The organism is Microbacterium lacusdiani (genome assembly GCF_054779895.1).
Genome location: NZ_BAAGXJ010000024.1, coordinates 1 through 16,690 on the forward strand (window position 1 = coordinate 1; position 16,690 = coordinate 16,690).

The window sequence follows — 16,690 nt, forward strand, 5'->3', positions numbered from 1 at the left end:
CGCCGCGCCGCAGCACCCCGCCGGCCGGCCGGCCGCGCCGGCGGGCGGGCCCATCGCGGCCCCGGGCGCTCCCGCCTCGATCGGGCGCCGCGCCGCCGCGTACGCGATCGACGCCGCCATCGTCGGGGCAGCGTGGCTCGTGCTGAGCGTGGTCGCGAACCTGCTCGCGCAGGCGCTCGGGTACGTCGCGCTCCTCATCGTCGGCGCCGCCGCGATCGTCCTGCTGCTCGGGTGGTTCCTCGTCTACACGTACATGCAGGGCGGGCACGGCTCGATCGGCATGAGGCTCATGAAGCTGCGGCTCGTGCGCATCGAGACCGGGCAGCCGCTCGGCTTCGGCGGCGCGCTGCTGCGCAACGTCATCTGGGGCCTGGCCACCGCGATCGTGGTCGGCTTCTTCTCGGTGTTCTTCGACTCCAGCGGACGCCGGCAGGGATGGCACGACAAGGTCGCGCACGCCTTCATGCGCGACGCCGAGGACGCGCGCACGACCTCGCCCGCCGCCGCGCCGGCCGCCCCCGCCGCGGCCCCGCGCCCGCCGCTCCCGGGCGTTCCGGCGGCCTCCGCCGCACCCGTCCCGCCCGCTCCGGCGGCGCCCGCCGCTCCCGCGGACCTGCCGCCCCGCCCGCCGCTGCCGCCGCGCGGCGGCGTCCCGAGCCCGGGCAACCTGTCGTCGCTGTTCACGACCACGCCGCCTCCCGCGCCGGCCGGCCCGTCGGCCGCGGCGCCCTCCGAGGGGCTCATCGCGTTCGTGCCGGGCGTGACGCAGGACCCGCCTCCCGCGCCCGCGGCGGCCGCCGCACCGGCTCCCGTGGACGAGCTCGAGGACGACACCATCCTCGTCCGCCGCGACGAGCCCGACGTCGAGGACACCCGGCTCGTCGCGCGCGCCCCGTCCGCGGTGCTGGAGTGGGACGACGGCACCCGCCACACCGTCACCGGCCGCGCGGTGTTCGGCCGCAACCCCGCCGGCGACGAGGGCGTCGAGACGGTCGCGGTCCGGGACGAGACGCTGTCGCTGTCGAAGACCCACTTCGAGCTCGACGTGACCGGCGAGGGCGTGTTCGTCGTCGACCGTCACTCGACCAACGGCGTGACGGTCGTGCGCGGCGGCGAGCGCATCCCCGCGACGCCCGGCGAGCGCGTCGCGCTCGAGGCCGAGGATGCGCTCGAGATCGGGGACCGCATCGCTACGCTCAAGGCCGCCGGATGAGCGAGCCCATCGTCGCCCTGAGCGGCGCGGCCACCGATCCGGGGCTGCGGCGCTCGCTCAACGAGGACTCGTTCCTCGCCGTGTCGCCGGTATTCCTCGTCGCCGACGGGATGGGCGGGCACGACCGCGGCGAGGTCGCCTCGGCGACCGCGATCGACGAGTTCCGGGCCTTCGCCGGGCGCGCGAGCCTCACGATCGACGACGTGCGCGGCGCGCTCGGGCGCGCCCGAGCGCGCGTGGACGGGCTCTCGGTCGGCTCGGACGCCGGGGCGGGAACCACCCTCACGGGCGTCGTGATCGCCGACGTCGCCGGGGAGGGCTACTGGCTCGCGCTGAACCTGGGCGACTCCCGCACCTATCGCCTGGCCGGCGGGCGGCTCGAGCAGATCAGCGTCGACCACTCCGTCGTGCAGGAGCTCATCGACAGCGGCGAGCTCACGGCCGAGGACGCCGCGCGCGACCGCCGCCGCAACGTGATCACGCGGGCGCTCGGCGCGGGAAGCGACGCCGAGGCGGACTTCTGGATGATCCCCGCCGCGGGCGGCGACCGCATCCTGGTGTGCTCCGACGGGCTGCCCGGCGAGCTCCCCGCCGAGCGGATCCGGACCATCCTGGCGGTCGAGTCGCACCCGCAGGCCGCCGCCACCCGCCTCGTGCAGGAGGCCGTGCTGCACGGCGGTCGCGACAACATCACCGCCGTGGTCGTGGACGCCGTGGCGGTCGCCCGGCGCGGGGGCGCGTCGCCGGAGGGCGGCGCGGACGCCGACGACGACGTCGACGTCGACTCGGACACGCTGCCGCGCGAGCCCGTGGGAGGGATGGCCTGATGCGGGTGACCTACGAGCCCGGCGGCATGCTCGCCATCGTCGCGGACGACGGCATCGCCGTGCTTCCCGGCGGTCTGCCGCAGGAACTCATCGACGACGTGTGGGTGGGGCTGGACGCCGGCGACGGCGTGAACGCCGTGCTCGATGCGCTGTCCCAGGCGTCCGGGACGGGGCTCGCGGGACTCCCTCCGTTCGCGGTCGCGCTGCTCGAGGACGACGCGGTCCGCACCGCCGTGCGCGGCGACCTGCGGATCACGGCGGAGACGCTGGACGGCCCGCTCGAGCTGACCGGCGGCGACACCGACGCGTGGAGCCTGAACCTCATCGAGGACGCCCTGTCGGTGCACGTCCGCCCGGCGGGCGAGCGTCCTGCGATCGCGTCGGAGCTGCCGATCGCGTCGGGCGCCGTGCTCGCGGGCGGCGTCCGCGCCGTGTTCTTCGAGACCGATCCGGAGGACGGTGCCGAGCGCGTCGCGCCGCGCGCGCACGGCGACGATGCGCGGGATGCGCCCGTGCCCGACGACGTCGTGGCGGCGGACGACGGGAGCGCGGTGTCCGCCGAGACGCTGCTGCCTCAGGAGATCGGGCTCGTTCCGGCGGAGCCGCCGAGGCGCGAGGCGCCGGCGCGGCCGTTCGACGCGTTCGCCGTGCGGCCCGAGGAGGGCCCGGCCGAACCCGCGGACGACGTGTCGGGCGAGGAGCCCGGCGACGAGACGCTCGGCGCCCAGGAGACCCTGCGCGACGCCGAGACGCTGGGCGACCACGACGGCGAGACCATCACGGCCGCGCAGCTCGCGCGGCTCCGCGCGCGGGCGCAGGAGGCGCACGAGGCGCACGAGGCGCAGGACGCGCACGGCGAGCTCGCGGAGGAGCCGGCCGAGCCGCAGCCGCTCGGCGACCACGACGGCGAGACGATCTCGGCCGCGCAGGCCGCGAGGCTGCGGCAGCGCGGCGAGCTGCCCGAGGTGCCGCGCGGCCCCGGGGCCACGGCCGAGGTGCCGATCGCCGACGGCCCCATCGACGCGGTGCCGCCGCACCTGGATCCGGCGCCCGTGCCGCGCTTCGACGTCCCGTCGCTGCCGTCGCCGTTCGCTCCGGCGCCGTCGTTCGGGCGGGCGCGCCTGTCCACCGGAGAGGTGCTCGAGCTCGACCGTCCGGTCATCGTCGGCCGGCGCCCCCGCTCGTCGCGCACGTCGGGGGCCGACATGCCGCGCCTGGTGGCGGTCGAGAGCCCCCAGAACGACATCTCGCGCAACCACGTCGAGATCGTGTCCGACGGAGAGACCGTGGTGGTGACCGACCTCCACACGACCAACGGGACCACGCTGCTCCGCGGCGGCAACGATCCCGTGCGGCTGCACCCCGGCGAGCAGACCCTGGTCGTCACGGGCGACGTCGTGGATCTGGGCGACGGCGTGACGATCGCGTTCGAGGACCTGCCGTGACGCAGCGACGCCCGCCCGCGCCGCCGCCGCGGCTGCCGGGCTTCACGCACCTCGAGCTGCTCGGATCGGGCGGCTTCGCCGACGTGTACCTGTACGAGCAGGAGCTCCCGCGCCGCCGCGTCGCCGTCAAGGTGCTGCTGCCCGAGCGCATCGTCGCGTCGGCCGCGCAGTTCACCGCCGAGGCGAACGTCATGGCGATGCTGTCGACGCATCCGGCGATCGTCACGATCTACCAGGCGGGGGTGTCCACCGACGGTCGGCCGTACCTCGTCATGGAGTACTGCCCGCGGCCCAACCTGCAGGTGCGCTATCGGCGCGAGCCGTTCTCGCCCGCGGAGGCGCTGCGCGTCGGGATCCAGGTCGCGGCGGCCGTCGAGACGGCCCACCGGGCGGGCGTGCTGCATCGCGACATCAAGCCCGCGAACATCCTGGTCACCGAGTACAACCGCCCCGCGCTGACCGACTTCGGCATCGCGTCGACCTCGAACGCCGACGTCGAGGCGACGGGCATGTCGATCCCGTGGTCGCCCCCCGAGGCGTTCGCGTCGCCGCCGCAGAGCGGCCCGCGCACGGACATCTACCAGCTCGGCGCCACGATCTACACCCTGCTCGCGGGGCGCTCGCCGTACGAGATGCCGGGCCAGCGCAACGGCAGCGCCGAGCTGATCGGCCGCATCGAGCGCCTGCCGCTTCCGGCGATCGACCGGCCGGATGTGCCCTCGTCGCTGTACGCCGTGCTCGCGCGCGCGATGGCGAAGGATCCGGCGGACCGCTACCCGAGCGCCGTCGCGTTCGCGAGGGCGCTGCAGAAGGTGCAGATCGAGCTCGCCCACGCGGTCACGCCGATCGACATCCTCGAGGAGAGCCCCCTCGACGACGTCCCCGAGGACGACGACGACGGCATGACCCGCGTGCGCGGCATCACGGACATCGCGCCGATCGAGACCGCCACCCGTCCCTCCGCCGTGACCGCCCCGGTCGCACCGCGGCCGGCGCCGGGGCCCGCGCTCGAAGACGACGCGACCATCGTGCGCGGACCGCGCGTGGTCGCGCCCATCGACGATCACACGATCCTGCGCCCGCCCGCGCCCGGCTCGACGCCCGCCGCCCCGTGGCCGGCGCCGGCGCCGCACACTCCCGAGACCGTGATCGAGCCGGAGGCGCGCCCGCGGCGCTGGCCCTGGATCGTCGCGGCGTCCATCGTCGCGCTGGCGCTCGTCGGCATCGCGGCGGCGACGGTCCAGTCCTTCCTGTCGCCGGAGCCGGCGCCGACCGAGTCGTCGTCCATCACGGACCCGCAGGATCCGACAGGCGGCGAGGCCGTGCCGCTGGTCGTGGACGCGCAGGGGGTCATCGAGGGAGAGAACGCGGTCTTCACGTGGCGGAACCCCGAGCCCGAGGAGGGCGATTACTACCAGTGGGTGCGCCGGACGCTCGACGGCACCGGCGCTCCCGAGCAGACGGACGTCCCCACCGTGACGATGCCGACCGAGGGACAGAGTCAGGTCTGCATCGACGTCACGCTCGTCCGTGAGGACGGCACGTTCTCGAACGCGCCCGTCACGATCTGCGCGCCGGAGTGATCCGCGCGGGCGGCGGCTGAGCCCGGCCCGTCAGACGGTCGGCGCGGCGTCCAGGTGACGCGCGCCGTGCGACAGCACCTTGACCACGATGCCGCGGCGCGACAGCGCCGAGACCGTGCGGGTGCCCTCGTCGACGTCGCGGCCCAGCGCCTGCACGTTCGTCACGACGAGCACGTCGCCCGGCTTGAACGTGTCGAACAGGCGGTTCAGACGGTGCTCCCACGACTCGAGGATGTCGGGGGCGGGATGGCGGAACCCCTCGATCGGCACGCCGAAGCGGGTCAGGTCCTCCCGCTGCTGCACCACGGACGGCATGTCGTCGCGGGCGACGACCAGCCCCACGAGACGCGAGCCGGCCGGCCGGGCGAGCCACCAGTCGCGGTCGCGCTGCAGCTCGGTGAAGCACTTCGGGCACTCCACGGCGGCGTGCGGCAGGTGCAGCGGGGCCGTGTCGGTGGCCTCCGCGTGTGCGTCGTGCGCGATGTCCGCCATACCGGCCTCCTAATCCATCCCCGTGCCCATGTCAATTGTGCCTGCTCGGCCGCTCCGGCGAGTAGCGTGTCGCCATGACGTTCAATGAGAACGCGAATGTCGGCAGCACCCGTGCCCGGCGCCGTGGCCGCACCGCGGCGATCGCCGGAGGCGGCGGCGTGGGCGTCATCGGCATCGCGGTGCTGCTGTTCAGCCTCTTCACCGGGCAGGACCTCACGGGGCTGCTCGGCGTCACGGGTGGCGGTCAGTCGCAGCAGCAGGGCGGCGGCGCGATCATCGAGGACTGCCAGACGGGTGCCGACGCGAACGAGGACGACGCCTGCCGCATGGTGTTCGGCGCCGAGGCGATCGACCAGTTCTGGGCCGAGAACCTCGAGGGCTACCGCGAGCCGCAGCTCATCATCGTCGACCAGGCGACGTCGTCCCAGTGCGGCACCGCGTCCAACGCCACCGGGCCCTTCTACTGCCCGCCCGAGGAGACGGTCTATATCGACCCGACGTTCTTCGGGCTCCTGCGCGAGCGGTTCGACGCGTCCGCCGGATCCCTCGCGCAGCTCTACGTGCTGGCCCACGAGTACGGCCACCACGTGCAGAACCTGATCGGGGTGTTCCAGCAGTACCCGAACAACGGCAGCGGCCCGGACAGCAACGGCGTGCGCACCGAGCTGCAGGCCGACTGCTTCGCGGGCGCCTGGGTGGCGGCGATGACCAAGCAGGTGGATGCGGATGGCGACCCCTACCTGAAGGAGCCGACTCCGGAGCAGATCGCGGATGCGCTGAACGCCGCCGCGACCGTCGGCGACGACCACATCCAGCGGGAGTCGGGCGGCCAGGTCAACCCGGAGAGCTGGACGCACGGCTCGAGCGAGCAGCGCCAGCGGTGGTTCGACACGGGCCGCGAGGGCGGCGTGCGTGCCTGCGACACGTTCGCGGTCGCGGGCGACCAGCTCTGACGGGCGCGTCGCGCAGGCGTCAGATGAGGTTCAGCTCGCGCAGCTTCGCCTCGACGTCGGCGTTGCTCGGCTCGACGTGGTGCGAGGCGTCGGGGTAGACCACGACGGGGATGTTCGTGCGGCCCGAGATGTCCTTCGCGACCTCGGCGGCGGCCGGGTCGGCTTCCAGGTCGATGTAGGTGTAGTCGATGCCGAGGCCGTCGAGCTGCGCCTTCGTGCGGCGGCAGTCGCGGCACCACTCGGCGCCGAACATCGTGATGCCGGGGGCGGGGGCGTCCTGCGAGGTCATGCATCCAGCCTACGGCCGTGATGCACAGCAGGCTCCGGGCGGCCGGCATCCGCGGGCATGACACGATGGAGACAGCCCGCGCGCCGCGGGGGAGGCACACACGAGAGGGCCGGCGTGGACGTCACCGTCATCGTCCCCACGCGCAACGAGCGCGGGAACGTCGCGGAGATGGTGCGGCAGCTCGGCGACGCCCTCGCCGGACGCCGGGCCGAGATCCTGTTCGTGGACGACAGCGAGGACGGCACGACCGCCGAGATCGAGCGCGTCGCGCAGGATGCGCCCCTCCCGGTGCGGTTCATCCACCGCGCGGCGGGGCAGCGCGCCGGCGGGCTCGGCGGTGCCGTCGTGGCCGGCATGAAGGCGGCCGCCGCGGACGTGTGCGTCGTGATGGACGGCGACCTGCAGCATCCGCCCGCCCTCGTGCCCGCCCTGGTCGACCGGCACGCGCGCGGCGACGCCGACGTGGTGGTGGCCTCGCGCTACATCGGCGGCGGCGACTCGACCGGGCTCGGCACGACGCTGCGGTTCGGCGTCTCGCGGGCCGCGACCCTGCTGACCAAGGCGATGTTCCCGCTCCGGCTGCACGGCACGAGCGACCCCATGACGGGCTTCTTCCTGGTCGACCGCTCGCGCGTCGACCTCGAGGCGCTGCGGCCCAGCGGCTTCAAGATCCTGCTCGAGCTGCTGGTGCGCGGCGACCTGCGCACGGCCGAGGTGCCGATGCGCTTCCACCAGCGGGTCGAGGGCGAGTCCAAGGCGAGCCTGCGACAGGGCATCACGTTCCTCGTGCACCTCGCGCGGCTGCGCTTCGGCAAGATGTCGCTGTTCGCGCTGATCGGCGCCACGGGCGCGGTCGCGAACATCGCGATCGTGTGGCTGCTGACCTCGCTCGGCATGGGCTACATCTGGGCCGCGATCATCGCTGCCGAGGCCACCATCATCGGCAACTTCCTGCTCGCCGAGCGCTTCGTCTTCGCGGACATGCGCGGCCGCGCCGCCGGCCTCACGCGCCGCTTCCTGGCGTCGTTCACGTTCAACAACGCCGAGGCGGCCATCCGGATCCCGGTGCTCGCCCTCATGGTCGAGACCTGGCACATCTCGAGCGTGCTGGCCACCGCGATCACGCTGGCGCTCGCGTTCGTCGGCCGCTTCGTGTTCCACTCGCTGGTCGTCTACGCGCCGCGCAAGCAGCGCGAGCCCGGTACCGAGACGGCCGGCCAGCGCATCATCCGCATGATCGACGAAGAGGCGATGCGCCCCGGCGAGCTCTGAGGCGCCGGGTCAGTACAGCAGCGGGGCGAGGGCGCGCGCGACAGCACGAGCCTCGTCTGCGAGGCCCGTCAGGACGTCCGCCCGCTCGGCGGGTCCCGTGACGCACAGCGCCCCGTGGGCCCGCTCCCGGTCGCCGCCGATCGGCACCGCCAGGCACGCCCGCCCCGCGACGAGCTCGCCCACGTCGGTCGCCATGCCCGCGGCGCGGATGCCGGCCAGCTCGCGTTCGAGCGCGTCGGGATCGGTGATCGTGCCGGGTGTGAGCTGCGTGAGGGCCCCCGCGCGGCGGGTGCGCCAGTCCGGCGTCTGCGCGAGCAGCAGCTTCCCCGGGGCCGACGCGTGCAGCGCGCGGGTCAGCTCCACGCGCGCCTGGATCGGATGATCCGCGTCCTCGTCTGCCACCAGCAGGGACAGGTCGCGGAACTCCAGCACGTGGACGCCGAAGCGCACGCGCACGCGGAAGGCGTCGATCGCGTCGCGGGCGGCGGTGGTGACCACGGGAGGCGCGATGGTCTGCACGAGCTCGGCGGCGGCGCGTCCCAGCCCGAACCCGTGCAGATCGCCCGTGCGGACGAGGTACTCGTCACCCACCAGGCCGTTCAGGATGCGGTAGACCGAGGCCGGCGGCATCCGCAGGTACGCGCACACCTCGCGGGCCGTCGCGCCGAATCCCAGGAGGGCGACCGCCCGCACCACCGCCATGGCGTTGGCGGTCGGAGTGCGGGCGGCGGGCGCGTTCATGTCACGCCCCGGCCGGTCGTGGATCCAGCAGGTCGCCCGGCACGGTCTCGTCGTACACGCCGACTCGCGCGAGCGCCCATGGTCGCCGGCGGCGCAGCCACAGCACGTGCGCGACCGCGCCGAGCATGACCGCGCCGTACAGCGCAGGCAGGTGCGGCGCCCACGCCAGCTGCAGCGCGGTCGCGCCGACCACCACGACGGCGAGCGTCGTCACGGCCACGGCCGCGAGCGCCCAGGACCGGCGGCGCGCCTCGCCGATCCGGTGCAGCAGGAGGGGCATCGCGGCGCACGCGAGCAGGTAGGACCCCAGGTACCCGAACCCGCTCAGCAGGATCAGGTCGGTCAGCGCCTGGCCGCCGGGCACGCCCGCGAGCGCGAGGGCGGCCGGCACGGCCGCGACCGGGGGCATCGCCAGCAGGATCGCGACGTGCGGCGTGCGGCGCTTCACGTGGGCGGCGCCGAGCCGGCTGGGCAGCACGCCCTCGCGGCCCATGCAGAACAGCACGCGCGCGAGGGCGGTGAGCGAGGCGAGCGCGCACGCGAAGAACGAGGTCGCGATGCACACGTCGATCGCGAACGCGACCGACGGCGAGGTGGCCAGCAGCTCGACCAGCGCGCCCTGGTCCTCGGGTCCGCGGCGCGGCCGCAGCACGTACTCCTGGAACGCGACGGCCACGAGGTACAGCGCGCCCGTCGCGAGCGGCGTCCATCGGATCGCGCGGGGCACGGTCGCGAGCGGGCGCCGCGCCTCGCCTCCGAGCGTGCTCGCGCTCTCGAAGCCCACGAACGCGCCGATGCTGAGGATCACCGCGACGGCCAGCTGCCGAGGATCGGCGGCGGAGGCCGGCGCCGGCGAGACCGCGGGCACGCCCTCGGTCGCCAGGTACCACCACATGAGAGCGAGCAGGAATCCGATCGCCACGCACTCGACGACCAGCACCACGCGCGCGGCCACGCGCACGCCGCGGATCATGAGCGCCGCCATGACGGCGGCCGCGCCGAGCATCGTCAGGGCCGCGACCACGTGGTCGGGAGCGGCCCAGCCGACTGTCCGCAGCGCGCGACCCGTGTAGACGCCGACCGCGAACACCCCGGTCATGCCGATCAGCGCTAGCCGAACACCGCCGACCACCCGCCCAGCACGGCCGGGACCGGGCCCAGCCCCTTCGCGATGTAGGCGTACAGGCCGCTGACCGACGACATCCGCTGCGTCATCGGGCGCACGCACGCGGCCACCAGCAGGACGACCCCGAGAGCCAGCGAGAAGGCGAGGAGCAGGTTCACGCCCGTCGCGCGCAGGACGAGAGCGGGGATCGTCGACATCACGCCGGCAGGCGCCACGGCCGCGACCGCCTGCGCGAGCACATCCGCGAACGGCAGCCGGCGCCTCCGGAGCCCCCGCACGGGGGAGCGCGAGGCGATGCGCGCGACCTGCATCGTCGCCACGGCGGCTCCTTCCCGCCCGGCGAGCGCAGTGCCGGGCACCGCGATTGTCACACCGCGCGCGCGTGGTCCGGCGACGCCCGTGTTTCGGACGCGTAAACCGTGCTGAGAAGGCCCGCGTCGGGCTTTCTCACGACGAGTTACGACGGAGGGCGTCGGAGGCCATCGCCGTGAAACGGCGCCTCGGGATCATCGAGCACCCGCACTACCTTCCCCATCCGTGCGGTCTCGGAGAGGAACACACCGATGAGCATCACAGAAGACACGTCGATCGCGCTGGCGCCGCTGGCTCCCCTGACGCGGGACGAGCTGACCACGGCGGTCGCGCTCCTGAAGGACGGTCCCGCCGCGGCGGAGTCGTTCCGGTTCAGCAGCGTCTCGCTCAAGGAGCCGAGCAAGGCCGCTCTGCGCTCCGGCGACACCACGCGCGAGGCCGAGGCCGTCCTGATCGACCGCGCGACCGGTCTCGCCTATGAGGCCGTGGTCGACCTGGCCGCGTCGGCCGTCACGTCCTGGACCGAGCTGCCCGCCGGCACGCAGCCGCCGATCATGATGGACGAGTTCGCCGAGTGCGAGGCCGCGATCGTCGCGTCGCCTCTGGTGGCGGAGGCGCTGGCCAAGCGCGGCATCACCGACCTGTCGCTGGTCTGCGCCGAGCCCTGGTCGATCGGCTACTGGGGCGAGGACCAGGCCGGCAAGCGCATCATGCGCGCGCTCATGTACACGCGGCTCGAGCCCAACGACAACCCGTACGCGCACCCGATGGAGGACTTCACGGTGCTCGTCGACCTCAACACGCAGGAGGTCATCGGGATCGAGGACGACGGCTTCCTGCACGTGCCGCGGGAGAAGAACAACTACCATCCCGACTTCGTGGGCCCGGCCCGCACGGACATCAAGCCGATCGAGATCTCGTTCCCCGAGGGGCGCAACTTCACGGTCGACGGCAACCACATCGAGTGGCTCGACTGGTCGTTCGACATCGGGTTCACGCCGCGCGAGGGGCTCGTGCTGCACCGGGTCGGCTTCCGCGACAAGGGCGAGCTGCGTCCGATCCTGCACCGCGCGAGCCTGACCGAGATGGTCGTCCCCTACGGTGCGCCCGGGCGCTCGCAGCAGCTGAAGAACGCGTTCGATGCGGGCGAGTACAACTTCGGCTACATGACCAACTCGCTGCAGCTCGGCTGCGACTGCCTCGGCGACATCCAGTACTTCGACGCGACGCTCGTGAACTCGGTCGGCAAGCCGTACACGATCCAGAACGCGATCTGCCTGCACGAGGAGGACGACGGGCTGCTCTGGAAGCACTGGGACTTCCGCACGAACGACGCCCAGACGCGCCGCAGCCGCCGCCTCGTGATCTCGTTCGTGGTCACGGTCGCGAACTACGAGTACGCGTTCTACTGGTACCTGCACCTCGACGGCACGATCCAGTTCGAGATCAAGGCGACCGGCATCCTGTCCACGGCGGGCATCGCGCCCGGCGAGATGACCCGCTACGGCCAGCTGCTGAACAAGGACGGCCTGTACGCGCCGATCCACGAGCACATCTTCGCGGCGCGCCTGGACTGGGCCGTCGACGGCGACAGCAACTCGGTCTACGAGGTCGAGACCGTCGCCGAGGAGACGGACGACCCGGTGACGAGCCCGTTCTACGCCAAGCGCACGCTGCTCGAGACCGAGAAGGCCGCGGCCCGCCCGGCCGACCCGCTCGCGCACCGCTGGTGGTACGTCGAGAGCGAGTCGCGCACGAACAAGGTCGGCGAGAAGACGGCGTACCGCCTGATGCCGACCAACCCGGTGCTGATGAAGAAGAATCCGGACAACTGGGTCACCAAGCGCGCCCAGTTCTCGACCAACACGATCTGGGTGTCGAAGTTCGAGGAGGGTGAGCGCTACCCGGCCGGCGAGTACCCGAACCAGTCCACCGGCTTCGGCGGCCTGCCCGAGTACATCGAGGCGGACGAGTCGATCGTGAACGAGGACCTGGTGATGTGGCACTCGTTCGGCCTCAACCACGTCGTCCGTATCGAGGACTGGCCCGTGATGCCGAAGCAGGTGACCGGCTTCTTCATCGAGCCGTACGGCTTCTTCGACGAGAACCCGACGCTGAACCTGCCGACGGAGTCCGGCGCGTGCGCGACGTCCGCGCCGCAGCACGAGTCCGCGGCTCCCGAGCACCCGCACTGCCACTGAGGTCATGCCGGAGCTCCTGCACGCCGCGGCCGTCGTGCCCGCCACGGTCGCGGCGTGCTGCACGGTCGGCGAGCGCCGCGCCCGGGCGGCGGCGGTCTCGGTCGCCGCTCTGATGCTCGGCGCGATGCTCGCCGTCGCGCTCGCGCCCGGAACGACGAGCTCTCTGCTCGGCATCGCGGCGCTGCTGGCGGCGGCCGCCCTGACGTCCGCTGTGCTGCGGTCCGTCCGGACCGGCGGAGCGCTGCCCGGCCAGGCGGCGATGTGGTGGCACCGGCTGCTGGGCGCCGTCGCGATGGCGATCGCGATGCTCGCCATGCTCCTGGGCCACGGCGGCGCCGCAGCCGGCCATGCCGCGCACGGCGGCACAGCCGCTGCGGTCGTCGCGCTCGCCATCGCGGCGGCCGCCGCCTATGCGCTCGGCACGGCGCTGCTGATCCGCCGGATGCTGCGTGCATCCGACGGTGCGCATGCCGCCGGCCCCCCACGATCGGCGATCGTCGAGGCCGCGAGCATGGCCCTCATGCTCGCGGTCATGGCGGCCGTCGCCCTGATCTGATCCATCTCCCCACCCGAATCGAGAGGAATCCCCACACATGGACAGCGGTCACCTCGCCTGGTATCTCGTCGCCGGCGCCATCGTTCTCTTCATGACCCCCGGCATCGCCTTCTTCTACGGCGGCATGGTCAAGGCCAAGTCGGTCGTCAGCATGCTCATGATGAGCTTCGGCGCGATGGGCGTCGTCGGCGTGCTCTGGGTGCTGTACGGCTTCAACATGGGCACGGTCAGTCCGGGCGAGGGCAACCTCATCCCCGGCGTGCTCGGCAACCCGTTCTCCGACTTCGGCCTCGCTGCGATGGCCGCGTCCGGGGACAACGGCACGCTGCTGGCGACGTTCTACGGCGCGACCTTCGCGATCGCCACCACGGCCCTGATCTCGGGCGCGATCGCCGACCGCGCCCGCTTCGGTCCCTGGATGCTGTTCGCCGCGCTGTGGGCGACCCTCAACTACTTCCCGGTGCAGGGATGGGTCTGGGGCTTCGACGCCGAGGGCACGCCGACCGGGTGGATCTACGCGCTGGGCAGCACGTTCGGCTTCTCGACCACGACGATCGACTACGCCGGCGGCACCGCAGTGCACATCAACTCGGCCGCGGCGGCGCTCGCGCTGGCGATCGTGCTGGGCAAGCGCGTCGGCTTCGCGAAGGGCGTGCACGAGCCGCACAACGTGCCGCTCGCACTGATCGGCGTCGCCATCCTGGTGACCGGCTGGTTCGGCTTCAACGCCGGTGCCGCCGCGACGGTCGGCTTCGACGGCCTCGGCACGATCGTCCTCAACACGTTCGTCGCGGCCTCGGCGGGCATCCTCGGCTGGATCGTGGTCGAGAAGCTCAAGGAGAAGAAGGCCACCTCGATCGGCGCCGGATCGGGCGCGATCGCCGGCCTCGTCGCGATCACCCCGGCCTGCTACTCGCTCACGCCCGGCTGGTCGATCGTGCTGGGCCTTCTGGCGGGCGTGCTGTGCTGCCTCGCCGTGGAGCTCAAGTACCTGCTCGGGTTCGACGACTCGCTCGACGTCGTCGCGCTGCACGGCGTCGGCGGCCTGCTGGGCTGCTGGTTCCTCGGGTTCTTCGCGAACGGCACCGGCATGATCTACGGCGGCGGCTTCGAGCAGCTGATCGTGCAGGTCGTCGGCTCCCTCTCGGTCGCGGCCTACTCGTTCCTGATCACGCTCGTGATCGGCTTCGCGATCGAGAAGACGATCGGCTTCCGCGTGAAGAACGAGGACGAGCTGGCCGGCATCGACCTCACGGTCCACGGCGAGAAGGCGTACGCCATCGCCGACTGAGACGGGCGGAGGGGCTGCTGTGCAGGGAGCCGCAGCCCCTCCGTCTGCTTTTCCGCGCGGCTTCGTGGGCGCGCGCCTAGCCGGTCACAGGCTGGATATGACGCAGGTCGCGTCCCGGGGGCTGATGAGCCTGCGCCCGGCCGGGTGAGCCTGTGAGCGGGCGCAGATCGTAGCCCTCGCCCGGCGGGCATGCCACCCGATACAGTCGCGCCATGACGAACCTCGAGGCGCCGCAGAAGATCCCCGCCACGCGTGAGCGGTGGTGGATCGCACCGCTCCTGCTCGTCACGGGAGTGGTCCTGGTGCCGGCAGCGCTCGGTCTTGCGTTCAACAGCTGGACCGGCCCGGACGCCGAGGGCATCGTGCGTATGGCGTTCGCCTCGGTCGCGGGGTGCACGATCGCGATCGTCACGGTCGTCTGCCTCTTCGTCGCACGAGTCGTCTCTCGTGCGCCGAAAGGCGACATCGCATGGGCCGCGATCATCGCCGTCGTCATCACAGCCTGGGCGATCGCCGGGATCGGGAGCGCCGCCGACCTGCTGATCCAGCGGTTCGACGCTTACGTCTGATCCGGATCGTCATCAACGAGGCGCGTCCCCGCGCACCGTCCGGACGGTGCACGGCTGTGGTGCAGGAGCCGCACCCCCTCCGCGTGCCTGCGTGACCGTGCCTCGCCAGCCGGCCCGGAGACACTGAACCCCCGGTGAACCGGGGGTTCAGGTGGTGGCCTCGACGGGCGTCGATCCCGTGCCCTCACGATTTTCAGGTGGATTCTGCGGGTCGGTGGGTGCATCGTTGATGCTCAGTGCCCGCGTGATTTCGCGGGTGTTGTCATCGTTGGTCCCGTTTTGGATGTGGTTCGTTCAGGCGGGCTCGCGGCACTGGACTGGCACACGACCGGAGATTTTAGGGCGTGAAGCAGGAAACGGTGACAGGTTCGGTTTAGGCCGCGAGGGATTGCGGCTCGGTTAGCTTGGCTTCGAACTCGATCGGCGTCAACCCGCCGAGGGTGTCCTGTGCTCGTTGGCGGTGATACTTCCGCTCGATCCAGACGACGATCGCGAGGCGCAGTTCCTGCCGGGTGGCCCACCGCTGCTGGTTGAGAACGTTCGTTTGAAGCAGGGACCAGAAGCTCTCCATGGCCGCGTTGTCGCCGGCGGCGCCGACTCGTCCCATCGATCCGACCATGTCGTGACGGCGTAACTCGCGGACCATCGCGCGGCTGCGAAACTGGCTGCCCCTATCGGCGTGCAGGATGCAGCCGGCGACCTCACCGCGGCGGGCGACGGCGTTTCGGACGGCGTCGACGGCGAGCTTCGCGGTCATCCGGTCGCTGATCGAGTAGCCGACGATGCGGTTCGAGAACACGTCCTTGATCGCGCAGCAGTAAAGCTTGCCTTCGCTCGTCCAATGCTCCGTGATGTCGGTGAGCCAGAGCCGGTTCGGTGCGTCCGCACGGAACACCCGCTGCACGTGATCGTCGAACACCGGAGGGCCGGGCTTCTTGCCCTTCCCGCGCCGCCGGCGCTGCGCGGACGAGAGAATCCCGGCCTGCGAGCACAGCTTCCACGCCGTGCGCCTGCTCATCCGCCACCCCGCCCGGCGGGCTTCGTCGGCGAGGTATCGGTATCCGAACGTCGGGTCGTCGTGATGCGCGTCATGCAGCGCGTTGATCCGATACGCACGGAGCACGTCGGCATCCCTGACGGGGTCGTTTCGCCACCGGTAGTAGGGCTGACGGGCGAGCTTGAGGACCCGGCACGACACCGTCACGGGGATCCCCGCGTCGGCGAGCTCAGACACGAGCGGGTACGTCATTTTGGGGAGCCACCGAGTTTCAGGTTCGCCTGCGACAGATACGCCGCCGCTCGCCGGAGGACCTCGTTCTCCTGTTCGAGGAGGCGGACCCGCTTCTTCAGTTCACGAGCCTCGGCAGCGTCCACCGCGGTCTGACCGGGACGGTTGCCTTCCTCGACATCAGCTTGACGGAGCCAGTTCTGCAACGTCGCCTCGCTGATACCGAAGTCGGTCGCAATCTGCTTGATGGTGACGCCGCTCTCACGGCTACGAGCGACAGCGACGACGTCCTCGCGGAACTCTCTGGGATAGGGACCGGGCATGATGACATCCTCCCCGCCAGCGCCTCCCGGCACTAACGATCAGTTGTCACCGTTTCCTGCTTCACGCCCTGACGAGCACGCAGACGGATACGCAGGTGACGACGCAGCGGACTTCGGCGCTGCGCAACAAGTGGCTCATCGCATTTGAGCGTGTAGCGCTGGTCTGAACCCGCCGGTCTCGAGCAGGGATCTGGTGATGTAGTTGGTGAGGCTGCGGAAGCCGAGTGCGGAGCCGCGCAGGTGCTCGAGACGTCCATTGATCGCCTCAG

Annotated in this window: 16 protein-coding genes; 10 read left to right on the top strand and 6 right to left on the bottom strand. The window is 72.1% G+C overall.

The window, feature by feature from the left end:
• From ACYVGN_RS11350 to ACYVGN_RS11365, 4 genes are all read left to right on the top strand, one after another.
• A partial coding sequence (locus tag ACYVGN_RS11350) for an RDD family protein (protein WP_460790857.1) occupies positions 1-1,213 on the top strand: 1,213 nt, incomplete at its 5' end.
• Positions 1,210-2,040, top strand: coding sequence for a PP2C family protein-serine/threonine phosphatase (locus tag ACYVGN_RS11355; protein WP_460790859.1), 831 nt, complete (start codon positions 1,210-1,212; stop codon positions 2,038-2,040). The genes ACYVGN_RS11350 and ACYVGN_RS11355, both read left to right, overlap by 4 nt.
• Entirely contained in the window at positions 2,040-3,485 is a 1,446-nt protein-coding gene (locus ACYVGN_RS11360; RefSeq protein ID WP_460790861.1) for an FHA domain-containing protein, read from the top strand. The genes ACYVGN_RS11355 and ACYVGN_RS11360 overlap by 1 nt, the downstream gene beginning before the upstream one ends.
• Positions 3,482-5,068, top strand: coding sequence for a serine/threonine-protein kinase (locus ACYVGN_RS11365; RefSeq protein ID WP_460790862.1), 1,587 nt, complete (start codon positions 3,482-3,484; stop codon positions 5,066-5,068). The genes ACYVGN_RS11360 and ACYVGN_RS11365 overlap by 4 nt, the downstream gene beginning before the upstream one ends.
• A gap of 30 nt (positions 5,069-5,098) precedes the next feature.
• Here ACYVGN_RS11365 and ACYVGN_RS11370 read toward each other — a convergent pair whose 3' ends face one another.
• Complete coding sequence (locus ACYVGN_RS11370; protein WP_134745550.1) at positions 5,099-5,560, bottom strand: recombinase family protein; 462 nt, start codon at positions 5,558-5,560, stop codon at positions 5,099-5,101.
• Positions 5,561-5,634: 74 nt separating this feature from the next.
• Between ACYVGN_RS11370 and ypfJ the strand changes: the two genes are divergently transcribed.
• Positions 5,635-6,513, top strand: coding sequence for a KPN_02809 family neutral zinc metallopeptidase (ypfJ, locus tag ACYVGN_RS11375; RefSeq protein WP_134745549.1), 879 nt, complete (start codon positions 5,635-5,637; stop codon positions 6,511-6,513).
• Between the two features lie 19 nt (positions 6,514-6,532).
• Here the strand turns inward: ypfJ and ACYVGN_RS11380 are convergent, their stop codons facing one another.
• Entirely contained in the window at positions 6,533-6,802 is a 270-nt protein-coding gene (locus tag ACYVGN_RS11380) for a glutaredoxin family protein (protein ID WP_055988138.1), read from the bottom strand.
• A gap of 114 nt (positions 6,803-6,916) precedes the next feature.
• Here ACYVGN_RS11380 and ACYVGN_RS11385 point away from each other — a divergent pair, with 114 nt between their 5' ends.
• Positions 6,917-8,074, top strand: a complete 1,158-nt coding sequence (locus tag ACYVGN_RS11385) for a glycosyltransferase (RefSeq protein ID WP_460790865.1) — start codon at positions 6,917-6,919, stop codon at positions 8,072-8,074.
• 9 nt (positions 8,075-8,083) lie between these two features.
• Here the strand turns inward: ACYVGN_RS11385 and ACYVGN_RS11390 are convergent, their stop codons facing one another.
• Genes ACYVGN_RS11390 through ACYVGN_RS11400 form a run of 3 tightly spaced genes read right to left on the bottom strand, consistent with a single transcriptional unit; the run spans position 8,084 to position 10,261 of the window.
• A complete protein-coding gene (locus ACYVGN_RS11390; RefSeq protein ID WP_460790866.1) occupies positions 8,084-8,815 on the bottom strand; it encodes an IclR family transcriptional regulator in 732 nt (243 codons plus the stop codon).
• 1 nt (position 8,816) lies between these two features.
• Complete coding sequence (locus ACYVGN_RS11395) at positions 8,817-9,914, bottom strand: APC family permease (protein WP_460790868.1); 1,098 nt, start codon at positions 9,912-9,914, stop codon at positions 8,817-8,819.
• A gap of 11 nt (positions 9,915-9,925) precedes the next feature.
• The gene (locus ACYVGN_RS11400) at positions 9,926-10,261 is read right to left on the bottom strand and encodes a hypothetical protein (protein WP_460790869.1); all 336 of its coding nucleotides are present in this window, start codon (positions 10,259-10,261) and stop codon (positions 9,926-9,928) included.
• A 243-nt stretch (positions 10,262-10,504) separates the two neighbouring features.
• Between ACYVGN_RS11400 and ACYVGN_RS11405 the strand changes: the two genes are divergently transcribed.
• From ACYVGN_RS11405 to ACYVGN_RS11420, 4 genes are all read left to right on the top strand, one after another.
• Positions 10,505-12,454: a primary-amine oxidase gene (locus ACYVGN_RS11405; RefSeq protein ID WP_460790871.1), complete on the top strand. Its 1,950-nt coding sequence runs from the start codon at positions 10,505-10,507 to the stop codon at positions 12,452-12,454.
• A 4-nt stretch (positions 12,455-12,458) separates the two neighbouring features.
• On the top strand, positions 12,459-13,010 hold the full coding sequence (locus tag ACYVGN_RS11410) for a hypothetical protein (RefSeq protein WP_460790872.1): 552 nt from the start codon (positions 12,459-12,461) through the stop codon (positions 13,008-13,010).
• A gap of 37 nt (positions 13,011-13,047) precedes the next feature.
• Positions 13,048-14,301 (top strand): ammonium transporter, encoded by a 1,254-nt coding sequence (locus tag ACYVGN_RS11415; protein WP_460790874.1) that lies wholly within the window; start codon positions 13,048-13,050, stop codon positions 14,299-14,301.
• A 212-nt stretch (positions 14,302-14,513) separates the two neighbouring features.
• On the top strand, positions 14,514-14,870 hold the full coding sequence (locus tag ACYVGN_RS11420; protein WP_055988151.1) for a hypothetical protein: 357 nt from the start codon (positions 14,514-14,516) through the stop codon (positions 14,868-14,870).
• Positions 14,871-15,243: 373 nt separating this feature from the next.
• Here the strand turns inward: ACYVGN_RS11420 and ACYVGN_RS11425 are convergent.
• A protein-coding gene (locus ACYVGN_RS11425; RefSeq protein ID WP_460790876.1) for an IS3 family transposase occupies positions 15,244-16,421 on the bottom strand; the annotation gives its coding sequence in 2 pieces (ribosomal slippage) (positions 15,244-16,152 and positions 16,155-16,421; 1,176 coding nt in all).
• Between the last annotated feature and the right edge of the window lie 269 nt (positions 16,422-16,690).